Here is a 10,903-nt window from a genome sequence, read left to right as displayed (position 1 = left end):
GGCTGGTGGTCCGACCGCTGGATCTGGACGGCGGTGGGCGGTGTGCTCGGCCCCCTCGCGCTCGCCGACCCCGGCGTGCTCGCCGCGCGGTACGACGCCAACCGCTCCGCCGTCCGGTCCGCCGCGGACATGGCCGAGGCACACGGCGACCGCGGCCGCGCCGCCACCCTGCGGGCCATGGCCGCGGAGGACCACCGGCTCCTCGCCTTCGACGGCCGCGACGGCGGCCGCAGCGTCGAGGTGTTCGGCGACCTCGCCGGCGCCACCCGCATAGCGGTCCTCGTGCCCGGCTCCGACACCCAGCTCGACAGCCACCGCTTCCGGTCCGGCGCCGTCGCGCTGCAACGCGAACGGGGCCGCGGGACCGCGGTCCTGGCCTGGCTCGGCTACCGGACCCCCGCCACCCTCAGCGCGGCCGCGGCCACCCCCGGGCGCGCCGAGGAAGCCGCCCCGCTCCTCGCCGCCTTCGTCCGCGAACTGGCCGCCGCCGCACCGCGGGCACGCCTCACCCTGCTGTGCCACTCCTACGGTTCCGTCGTCTGCGCCAAGGCCGCGGACGGCCTCCCGATCGCCGGCCTCGTGCTCTACGGCAGCCCCGGCACCGGCGCCGACCGCGCCGCCGACCTCGGCACCCGGGCCACCGTCTGGGCCGGCCGCGGCACGGACGACTGGATCGCCCACGTCCCCCACGTCCGGGTCTCCCTGGGCCTCGGGGAGATCGGCTTCGGCACCGACCCCGTCGCCCCGCGGTTCGGCGCCCGGGTCTTCGACGCCGGACCCGGCGGCCACAGCGACTACCTCCGCCCCGGCTCCGTATCCCTGCGGAACATGGCCCGGATCGTCGCGGGAGCGGAGCCGGCCGATGCGTGACCTCGCCCGCCGGATCGACGCCGCCACCCCGCCCGGCCGCGACCGGGCCCTCGACGCCCTGCGCGCCCTCGCCATCCTCGGCGTGGTCCTCGGACACTGGCTCGTCACGGCCCTGACCAACGACAGCGGCACCCTACGGGCCGTCAGCCCCCTCAGCCGGCTCCCCGAGTTCACGCCGGTCTCCTGGGTGTTCCAGACCCTGGCCGTCTTCTTCCTGGTCGGCGGACGGGTCGCCGCCGCGAGCCGCACCACCGCCCTCGCCCGGGGCACGTCCTACCGCGACTGGCTGACCGCGCGCCTCGGCCGGCTGTTCCGGCCCCTGGCCGTCGTCCTCGTCGTGTGGGCCGCGGCGGTGCTCGCGATGACCCTGAGCGGGGTGCCCTGGCAGACCGTGCACACGCTGGGCAGGCTCGTCCTCTCCCCGCTCTGGTTCCTGCTGGTCTTCGCCGCCCTCACAGCGGCCACCCCACTGGTCGCCAAGGTGCACCCGCTGTGGCCGCTCGCCGTCGTCCTGCACGTCGACGTGATCCGCTTCGGCCTCGACGGCCCCGAATGGCTCGGCTGGACGAACGTGGCGGCCGGCTGGCTCGTCCCGTACTGCCTCGGGGCCCTGTGGGCCCGGCACGGCATCCGGGAACGGGCCGTCGGATGGGCCCTGCTGGGCACGGGCACCGTGGCCACCGTCCTGCTCGTCCTCCTCGCCGGCTACCCGGCGTCCATGGTCGGCGTGCCCGGCGCGGCCGTCTCCAACCTCAACCCGCCCACGCTCGCCGCCGTCACCTTCGGCCTCGCCCAGTGCGGCGCCGCCCTCCTCCTCGTCGGCCCGCTGCGCCCGACCCTGCGGCGGCCCGCCGCCTGGGCGGCCGTGGCCCTCCTCAACCTCAGCGCCATGACGGTCTTCCTGTGGCACCAGACCGCGATGATGGCCGTCACGATGCTGGGCCTGCTCGTCGGCGGAGTGACCGGGCACGGACCGCTGACCGGCCTGCACACCCTCCCCGACGGACACCACTGGATCCTCGCCCGGCTCGCCTGGCTACCGGTGTTCGCGCTCGCCCTGCTCGCGTGCGTCGCCGTCTTCCGAACCCACGAAACGGGCGGCGACCGCCCCTCCCGAGTGCGGCGACCCGCCGCGAGAAGGCAGGTACGACGTGCATAGGGTGGACGCGACCGAAAAGGGGGAACGGGTGGGGGACGGTTACGGGCAGGCGCTGGGCGCCGCCCTGCGCGGGGCGGCGCTCAGACTGCGCCGCGATCTGTGGACGGCGGCCCGCGACCCGCTGCCCCGTCAGACCTGGTTCGGCTGGCTGCCGCACGGACACCTCGTGCTCCTCGCCGTCGTCGCGGGCATCGCCAACATGGCCGAGTACGCCGAGGCGACGACCGTCCTCAGCGCCCCCGTCCAACTGCTCGTCGTCCTCCAGGCCGCATCCCTCGTGCTCGCCATGAGCCGCCCCGTGCCGGCCTGGTGGCTGTCCACGCTGAGTCTGTTCCTGACCGCCGAGATCGCCGACGCGACCGTCGGCGTCGACATGCTCTGGCCCTGGAGCGTCTGGGGCATCGTCGTGCACACCTTCGTGGTGCTGCTCCTCGCGCTGCGCGTCCCCCCGCACATCACGGCCGTCACGCTCCTCCTCACCGTGCTCTCCGGGACGGGCAGCGCCGCCGTGCCCTCGGGCATCGCGCACAACGAGGACGTGGTCGGCGGCACCCTCGCCTTCGCGGTCGCGGCGGTCGTCGGCGCGTCCCTGCGCCTGAGCCGGGTCGCCCGGAACAAGCTCCTCGAACAGGAGGTCCTCACCGCCGAGGAACGGGCCCTGCGCACCGTCCTGGAGGAGCGCGGCCGGATCGCCCGGGAGCTCCACGACGTCGTCGCCCACCACATGTCCGTGATCTCCATCCAGGCGCAGGTGGCCCCCCACCTCGTCGAGAACCCCTCCGACGAACTGCGGGAGAACCTGGCGGGCATCCGCCAGAACGCCGTCGAGGCACTGACCGAACTGCGCCGCGTCCTCGGCGTCCTGCGCGCGGAGGACCCGTCGGCCGACTCCGTACGGCACACCCCCCAGCCCACCCTGGACCGGCTCGACGAGCTCCTCGACAACGTCCGCGCCGCCGGCCTCTCCGTCGCCGCCGCCACCAGCGGCGAACGCCGCCGGCTCGCGCCGGGCGTGGAACTCTCCGCGTACCGCATCGTCCAGGAGGCGCTGAGCAACGCCATGCGGCACGCACCGGGTGCCCCGGTGCGGGTGGAGACCGGGTACCTGCCCACCGGGCTCACCCTCCGGATCGCCAACACCCCGGCCACGCGCCCCGTCGACCCGGCGTCCGCACCGCTCTCCCCGGGCCTCGGCCACGGCCTGCTCGGCATGCGGGAACGCACCGCCATGCTGGGCGGCGAGCTGGTCGCCGGGCCGACCCCGGACGGCGGCTACGAGGTGACCGCCACCCTGCCCCTCGACACCCCCAAGGACGGCACATGACCAACGGCACCATCCGTGTCCTCATCGCGGACGACCAGATGATGGTCAGACAGGGGTTCACGGTGCTGCTCGACGCCGAGCCCGGCATCGAGGTGGTCGGCCAGGCCGTGGACGGCGCCGACGCGGTGGCCAAGGTCGCGGAACTCGCGCCCGACGTCGTCCTGATGGACATCCGCATGCCCGGCACCGGCGGCATCGAGGCCACCCGAGTCCTCACCACGGCCGCCGGCTCCACCGTCAAGGTGCTCGTGCTGACCACCTTCGACCTCGACGAGTACGTCTACGAGGCCCTGCGCGCCGGTGCCTCGGGGTTCCTGCTCAAGGACGCCTCCGCCGACGAACTCGCGGAGGCGGTACGGGTGGTGGCGCGAGGCGACGCCCTCCTCGCCCCGGACCTCACCAAACGTCTGATCACGGAGTTCTCCCGGCTCAGCGCCACCCCGCGCAGCCCTCTCAAGGACCGCGTCGGGGTGCTGACGGAGCGGGAGACCGAGGTCCTGACCCTCGTCGCCCAAGGTCTGTCGAACGCGGAGATAGCGACGTGTCTCGTCGTGGCCGAACAGACCGTCAAGACCCACGTCAGCCGCATCCTGGTCAAGCTGGGACTGCGCGACCGCACCCAGGCGGCCGTCTTCGCCTTCGACACCGGCCTGGTCCGCCCGGCCGGCCACTGAACACGCCCCTCGCGCCGTGACGGCGCCCCGGGGGGACCGCCGTCCGGGGCGGATCCGGGGCGCTCGGCGCTTGCCGGCCGCGCGCCCCGGATCCGCCGACCGTCAGACCGCCGGGGGCACCCGGGACGGGCGGCCCGAGCCGCGCGTCAGGGTGTAGCCGCCGATACCGGCGAGCGCGCCGAGCACACCGCCCACCGCCGTCCAGATCCAGCGGTCGGACCACCAGCCCGAGGACCAGCCGTCCTCGGGCGAACGTGCCTCCACCGCCGACGGCTTCGCGGTGTCCGCCTCGGACTCGTCCTCGGTGGTGGCGCCCGGCACCAGCGGCGCCGCGAGCGCGCCGTCGGCGGCGTACGCGCCGCCCTTCTCGGCGGAGACCGCCCCGATCCGCGCGGTGAACGACTGGCCGAGGTCCTCCTCCGGGAGACCGGTGGCCGTCAGCCGCACGAAGTAGCTGCCCGGAAGCGGGTCCTCGTCCCAGGTCTCCGCCCAGGGCCGGACCGTCCGCAGCGTGCAGGACAGCTCGACGGTCGCGGCGTCCTTGGCCGCCGTGCGCGACTGCATCCCGTACATGCACGGCTGGCGGCGGCGCAGTCCGTCGTAGACGTCGACCCGCCAGGTGGAGGAGCCGTGCCGCAGGGCCGCGTCGGGCAGGGTCACGGTGGCCCGTACCGTCGGACGCTGCCCGGTGTCGGCGGGGAACACCCAGTAGAGGTAGGCGCCGGTCGAGGCGCTCGCGGTGGCCTCCTGGCCCTGCCGGAAGAAGGCGGCGTCACGGAAGCCGGTGCCGGCGCGCGTCGGCCCGGCGCCGGCCCCGGCGCTCGCGCTGCCGCTCGGCGTCGGGGAGTCGGCCGACGCGGGGGCCGCGGCGCCCAGGAGCGCGGCGCCCGTCAGCAGGGTGGTGGTGAGCGTGCGTACGGTACGCATCAGTTGGTCCTCCAGACGGCGACGCGCCAGCGGGACAGCCAGCCCCACAGCAGACCGCCCACGAAACCGGCCAGTACCAGCACACCGAGCAGCCACCAGCCGCGGCCGAGCCCGAAGGCGGCGACGTCGGAGGCCTCGTCGGGCGCGTCGACCAGGTCGACGGCGAGCTCGATCGGCATGCCCGGCGTCGTCTTGACCGACGGCGGAGCCGAGAAGGAGTTGCTGACCTGGAGGCACACGGTCTCGGCCGCGGGCTTCTCACCGTCGACGTCGTCCCGGGGAGCCTTGGGGTAGCGCAGGCCGGTAGAGATCAGGTCCGTCCTTCCGTCACCGGCCTCGGAGCCGCGGACGATCTCACGGCCGTGCACGGTCACCGCGCGCAGCAGCACGCCGTAGTCGTCGTTCACGGCGCGGTCGGCGGACACGCTCACGGAGGCGCGCAGCTCCTGGCCGGGCAGGACGTCCACCCGGTACCAGCGGTGCTGACCGAAGGTCTCGCGGTCGGTGTACAGGCCCGGCTTCAGCACGGGCGCGTCGGCGCACCGCCCGGCGCCCGCTGCGGCGATCGGCGTGACGACCGGGTCGGCCGCGCGGTCCACCAGTTCGCGGACGCGGCCGGAGAGCTCCTCGGTGTGCTTGACCGAGGTGTACGTGCCGCCGGTCGCCTCCGCGATGCAGGTCAGCTGCTGACGGGTCTTGGCGTCCGGCACCAGGCCGAGGGTGTCGATGGTCAGATGGATGCCCTTGGCCGCGATCTCCCGCGCCACCTCGCACGGGTCGAGCGGGGCGCAGGTGTCCTCGCCGTCGGTGATGAGCACGATCCGGCGGGTGGCGTCACCGCCCTTGAGGTCCTCCGCGGCGCCGAGCAGGGCCGGGCCGATCGGGGTCCAGCCGGTGGGCGCCAGGGTGGCGACGGCCGTCTTCGCCTCGGTCCGGTCGAGCGGGCCGACGGGATAGAGCTGACGGGTGTCCTTGCAGCCCTTCTGGCGGTCCTGCCCGGGGTAGTCGGCCCCGAGGGTACGTATGCCGAGCTGCACCTCTTCGGGCACCGCGTCGAGCACCTCGTTGAACGCCTGCTTCGCGGCGGCCATACGGGACTGGCCGTCGATGTCGCGGGCCCGCATCGAGCCGCTGACGTCGAGCACCAGCTCTACCTTGGGGGATTCCTTGGCCGCCGGTTCGTCGGCGGCGGCGCCGGTCGGGACGAGCCCGACGGCCAGTGCGGCGAGCAGCGCGCAGGCCCCGGTCGCCAGCCGTTTTCTCGTGATCATTGGCGGATCGTATGGAGGATCTTCCGACAATCCAAAACGGCCTTGTGCGGGCTCTTCTGCGGGACCGTCAGAACGGTCGCCGACCGCCGCCGGCGCACGGGTGCCACGGGGTGTCCCGCCGGTCCCGCCCGGCCGCGGGAAGCCTCCGTGCGCAGCGGCGTGGCCCACCTGGGCGCGGCCGTCGGCGGTCAGCCGGGACGCGGCTGTGCCCGACTGTCCCAGGATCCCCGCGGCGTGGTCTGCGCGCGCCTTCCACGGTCCACGGAGGTCCGCGAGGGTCCTCCCTCGGGAATCCCGTAGGTGTCAGTCCTCCGCGGCCAGGCGCCGCACCTCGGCCAGCGCCTCGCTCACCGCTGCCGGGATGTCCGTCACCGGGAACCGCGCGTGCCGCACCGTGCCGTCGCGGTCGACGACCAGCACGGTCCGCTTCAGTCGCAGCAGTTGTCCGGCGCGGAAGGTGGGCAGGCGCAGCGCGGCGGCGAGGCGGAGGTCGACGTCGGAGAGGAGGGTGAAGGGGATGTCCTCCTGGCTCGCGAACACGCGCTGTTCGTCGGGGCGTTGGGTGCTGACGCCGTGCACCTCCGCGCCCGCGGCGCGGAAGTCCTCGTAGGCGTCCCGGAAGAGCCGGTTCTCCAGCGTGCAGCCGACGGTGCCGGGGATGTGCGACCAGCCCTCCGGCAGGGGGCCGGGGCTCCCGGTCGCCGGATAGCAGAACAGGACGGTGGCCACGCCGCCGGCCACCGGGTCGACCGGCGCGCCGTCCCGGTGACCGGGCAGCCGCAGGCGCGGCAGCCGCCGGCCCGTCAGGTCCGCGACGCGCCGTGCCTCCGCGCTCGTCTCGTCGGCGGTGCCGCTGAGCGAGCCGTCGCCGAGGAGCCAGCGGTCCGCCCAGTCCTGCATCGACAGCAGGACGGGCAGCAGCCCCCGGCCGCTCTCGGTCAGCCGGTACTCGTGCCGCGTCGGCCGTTCCTGGTACGGGACCTTCTCCAGCACCCCCGTCTCCACCAGGTGCGCCAGGCGCTCGGTGAGCACCTTCCGGGAGATGCCCAGCTCCTCCTGGAGCGCGTCGAACCTGTGGCGCCCTCGGGCGGTCTCCCGGATCAGGAGCAGGCTCCACCAGTCGCCGACCACCGACGCGGCCTGCGCGATCGCGCAGGCCGCGTCCCGCTCGGGAACCGACCTCATCTGCGTCTCCACTTCTGCGCGCACGGCGGCCGCTCGTCGGGACCATCTTGCGCCATCAGGTCGGTTCCGGATAGAAACTCACCTGGAGCAAGTGAGTTCCGAAAAGAGACTAACAAGATCCGGGGGATGGGCGCGCCGTATGAGCGGAACACGAGCGATCCAGGAACACGACCGACGCGACGACGAACGGGAGACCTCGTCGCCGGGCGTCTTCTGGCGCTTCTGGGCGGCCGCCACCGTCAGCGGCGCGGGCACCGCCGTCACCGCCCTCGCCCTGCCGCTCATCGCCCTCACCGTCCTCGACGCCACAGCCTTCGAGGTCGCCCTGCTCGCCGCCGCCGGGCAGGTCTCGTGGCTGCTCCTCAGCCTCCCGGCGGGCGTCGTCGCGCAGCGCGTGCCGCTGCGCCGCCTCCAGGTCACGCTCGACCTCGTACGGTTAGCGGCGCTCGGATCGCTGCCGCTCGCCTGGTGGATCGGCACGCTCACGTATCCGCACCTGCTGTTCGCGGCGCTCGTCACCGGCTCGGCGACCGTGCTGTTCGACATCGGCAACTCGACCTTCCTGCCCGCCGTCGTCCCGGCCCGGCAGTTGGCCGCCCGCAACAGCGTCATGTCGGGCACGCACGCCGTCACCGACACCGGCGGCCCCTCCCTCGGCGGCGTCCTGATCGGCGCGACAGGCCCGGTCGGCGCGCTCGTCGTGGACGCCGCCAGCTACCTGGCCTCCGCCGTGCTCCTGCGCACCCTCCCCGAGAGCCGCCCCGCGCCCCGCACCGGCGAGAGCGCGCTGCGGCTGATGCGGGAGGGATGGCGGTACGTCACCAAGCACCCGATCATGCGCCCCTGCATGATCTGGGCGACCGCCGCCAACTTCCTCAACGCGGCCCTCGTCGCCCTCACCCCCCTCTACCTGGTCCGCGGGGCCGGCCTGGACTCCGTACAGCTCGGTCTCGTCCTCGCCATGGACGGGGTCGGCGCGCTCGCCGGCGCCGCCGTCGCGGTCCGGGTGACCACGCGCCTCGGCACCGCGTGGGGCATCATCGTGGCCGATCTGGCCGGCGGCGCGCTGCTCCTGCTCGCCCCGCTGACCACGTCGGCGGGAGACGCGTACTGGTTCGCCCTGGGCAACGCCGGCTTCGCCTTCGGCACCGTCATCGGCTCGATCACCACCCGCACCTACCGGCAGACGCAGTCGCCCCCGGAGATGCTGTCCCGCGTGATGGCCACGGTCCGCTTCGTCTCCTGGGGTGCGATGCCGCTCGGCGCGCTCACCGCCGGCCTCCTCGCCACGCACGTCGGCGCCCGCACCGCGCTCTGGACCGTCTGCGCCGCCGCCCTCCTGCCCCCGCTCTACCTCTTCTCCACCAAGGTGGGCCGCCACCGCGACCTCGTCCCGCGCCCCGGCGCCACGGCACCGTCAGATCGCTGATCACGTGGACGTGTTCCGGCGACGGCGCACGATCCGCACCGTCCGGAGTCCGTGCCGGAACGTCCGCCGGACCGACGACCGATCCGGCCCGCGCTCAACGGTGCTCGGGGTTCTCGAAGTCGAACCGGCAGCCGGCGTCCCACTCGGAGCGCTGGTTTCCGTGGGCGGGGATGCCGCCGGCGTCCTTGAGCATGCGGGCCAGGTGGAGCTGGTTCCAGGTCATGAAGGTGGTGTTGCGGTTCGTGAAGTCGTTGTCCGGCCCGCCGGAGCCGGGGTCGAGGTACGACGGGCCCGGGCCGGCCTCGCCGACCCAGCCCGCGTCCGCCTGCGGCGGAAGGACGTATCCGAGGTGCTGGAGGCTGTAGAGGACGTTCATCGCGCAGTGCTTGGCGCCGTCCTCGTTGCCGGTGATCAGGCAGCCGCCCACACGACCGTAGTAGGCGTACTGGCCGCGCTCGTTGAGGATCGACGAGCAGGCGTACAGACGCTCGATCACCTTCTTCATGACGGAGGAGTTGTCTCCCAGCCATACGGGTCCGGCCAGGGTGAGGATGTCCGCGGCCATCACCTGCGAGTAGATGACGGGCCACTCGTCCGTCTCCCAGCCGTGCTCCGTCATGTCGGGCCACACACCGGTCGCGATGTCGAGATCCACCGCCCGCAGCACCTCGACCTCGACGCCCTGGCGCTCCATGATCCCGGTGCTGATGTCGATCAGCCCCTGGGTGTGGCTCCGCTCCGGCGACCGCTTGAGGGTGCAGTTGATCACCAGGGCGCGGAGACCACGGTAGGACGTGCCGGTGTCGGTCATGGATGCGATCCCCTGCTGACGAGTGGGCGGGTCGGGCGGCGAAACACGGCCCGGTCGCCGACGTCGATACGGGTCCGGGTCGGGCCGGCCGAAAATCCCGCCCACTCTCTCGCCTGGTCGGGCGGCATGATCGAACGCCACGCCAGTGCCGACGAAGTCGTCCGCCCGCTCACCCGTGTGGCCTCACAACCATGACAGCTGTCGCCGAATCGGATCGGGCCGCGCGGCACGAGCATGCCGGCGGCCGTGACCTGCGAGTGGATCACCGGCCGTCGTGCGCCCGCGGCCGGGCCCCGGCGCCGGACCTCCGGACGCGCCGGGTGGTCCGGCGCACGGGGCGCGGTCCCGCTACCAGATCGCCTCGACCCACTCCGGGTGGTCGATGAAGGGGTTCCGGTTGCCCTGGTAGGTGCCGAAGATGATGTCGTTGCGCCGCTGCTCGAAGGCGCTCGGCGGGTCCTGCTCGTTCCACTGCTTCAGGACCGAGAGACGACCGTGGTACGGGACGCTGCCGTTGGTGGTCGAGTCGTTGGGCTCCAGGTTCGCCCAGGCGTCGTCGCCCTCGTAGCGGACGGCCATGTACAGGATCATCCGGGCCACGTCGCCCTTGTCGGCGTTGCGCGGCTCGAAGGAGTTGCTGTCCGTGTAGCTGCCCGTCGCGCCGCTCACCGGGCTGCCGCCGTTGTCGAAGTCCTTGTTCCCGCGCGTGCTGTTGACCTGGACGTCCGCCGGGCGCAGGTGGTGGAGGTCGGTGCCGGGGCCGGCGGAGGTGCCGAAGTTCCCGTGGGACTGGGCCCAGACGTGTTCACGGTTCCAGTCGCCCACGTCGCCCCCGTTCAGGGACTTGCTCCGCGAGGTGCCGCTGTACAGCAGGATCACGTTGTTGCTGTTGGCGGGGTCCTGGTCGGTGACCTTCAGGGCGTTCCAGACGGCGTCGTACGAGATCTTCGTCTGGGTCCTGATGATGGTGTGCAGCGAGGACTTCAGGCTCGTGCCGGTCTTGCCTATCGCGTCCTCGTAGTAGGTGGCGTCGTAGGCGGTCGTCGCGGCGGCGACCTGCGCCGGGGCGGCGGACGGCGCGGTGGTGGCCCACCTTGGTGGAGAAGAGGTAGAGCGGGGGCAGGAGGGCGGCGGCGCAGACGGTCCAGAGCGCGGTGCGGGCGCCGACGTGCGTGGCGAGGAGGCCGGCGGTGAGCGCGCCGAGCGGCATCGCACCCCAGGAGACGAAGCGGACCGTGGCCATCACGCGGGAC

Annotated in this window: 10 protein-coding genes; 5 read left to right on the top strand and 5 right to left on the bottom strand. The window is 73.5% G+C overall.

Annotated features, from left to right (window positions below; translation table 11 throughout):
* The 4 genes from EAO71_RS26865 to EAO71_RS26850 all read left to right on the top strand — a co-directional run.
* On the top strand, window positions 1–870 hold an 870-nt coding region (locus EAO71_RS26865), incomplete at its 5' end, for an alpha/beta hydrolase (RefSeq protein WP_147980673.1).
* Window positions 863–2,029: an acyltransferase family protein gene (locus tag EAO71_RS26860; protein ID WP_147980405.1), complete on the top strand. Its 1,167-nt coding sequence runs from the start codon at window positions 863–865 to the stop codon at window positions 2,027–2,029. The genes EAO71_RS26865 and EAO71_RS26860, both read left to right, overlap by 8 nt.
* Window positions 2,022–3,353 carry a sensor histidine kinase gene (locus EAO71_RS26855; protein WP_147980404.1) on the top strand — a complete coding sequence of 444 codons (1,332 nt, stop codon included), beginning with the start codon at window positions 2,022–2,024 and terminating at the stop codon, window positions 3,351–3,353. The genes EAO71_RS26860 and EAO71_RS26855 overlap by 8 nt, the downstream gene beginning before the upstream one ends.
* The gene (locus EAO71_RS26850) at window positions 3,350–4,027 is read left to right on the top strand and encodes a response regulator (RefSeq protein WP_147980403.1); all 678 of its coding nucleotides are present in this window, start codon (window positions 3,350–3,352) and stop codon (window positions 4,025–4,027) included. The genes EAO71_RS26855 and EAO71_RS26850 overlap by 4 nt, the downstream gene beginning before the upstream one ends.
* Window positions 4,028–4,129: 102 nt before the next feature.
* On the opposite strand, the gene EAO71_RS26845 is transcribed toward EAO71_RS26850, so the two are convergent.
* From EAO71_RS26845 to EAO71_RS26835, 3 genes are all read right to left on the bottom strand, one after another.
* Window positions 4,130–4,954 (bottom strand): hypothetical protein, encoded by an 825-nt coding sequence (locus EAO71_RS26845; RefSeq protein WP_147980402.1) that lies wholly within the window; start codon window positions 4,952–4,954, stop codon window positions 4,130–4,132.
* Window positions 4,954–6,225 (bottom strand): VWA domain-containing protein, encoded by a 1,272-nt coding sequence (locus tag EAO71_RS26840; protein WP_147980401.1) that lies wholly within the window; start codon window positions 6,223–6,225, stop codon window positions 4,954–4,956. The genes EAO71_RS26845 and EAO71_RS26840 overlap by 1 nt, the downstream gene beginning before the upstream one ends.
* Before the next feature lie 303 nt (window positions 6,226–6,528).
* Window positions 6,529–7,410, bottom strand: coding sequence for a winged helix-turn-helix transcriptional regulator (locus EAO71_RS26835; RefSeq protein ID WP_147980400.1), 882 nt, complete (start codon window positions 7,408–7,410; stop codon window positions 6,529–6,531).
* Window positions 7,411–7,549: 139 nt separating this feature from the next.
* Here EAO71_RS26835 and EAO71_RS26830 point away from each other — a divergent pair, with 139 nt between their 5' ends.
* A complete protein-coding gene (locus EAO71_RS26830; RefSeq protein WP_147980399.1) occupies window positions 7,550–8,839 on the top strand; it encodes an MFS transporter in 1,290 nt (429 codons plus the stop codon).
* Window positions 8,840–8,933: 94 nt separating this feature from the next.
* Here EAO71_RS26830 and EAO71_RS26825 read toward each other — a convergent pair whose 3' ends face one another.
* Both EAO71_RS26825 and EAO71_RS26820 read right to left on the bottom strand, forming a co-directional pair.
* Window positions 8,934–9,650 carry a flavodoxin family protein gene (locus EAO71_RS26825; protein ID WP_147980398.1) on the bottom strand — a complete coding sequence of 239 codons (717 nt, stop codon included), beginning with the start codon at window positions 9,648–9,650 and terminating at the stop codon, window positions 8,934–8,936.
* Between the two features lie 348 nt (window positions 9,651–9,998).
* A complete protein-coding gene (locus EAO71_RS26820) occupies window positions 9,999–10,865 on the bottom strand; it encodes an endonuclease I family protein (protein WP_147980397.1) in 867 nt (288 codons plus the stop codon).
* Window positions 10,866–10,903 lie beyond the last annotated feature (38 nt).

It is taken from the genome of Streptomyces sp. MS191 (genome assembly GCF_008042125.1).
GTDB lineage: Bacteria > Actinomycetota > Actinomycetes > Streptomycetales > Streptomycetaceae > Streptomyces.
This window is presented reverse-complemented; position numbering and strand designations above follow the sequence as displayed.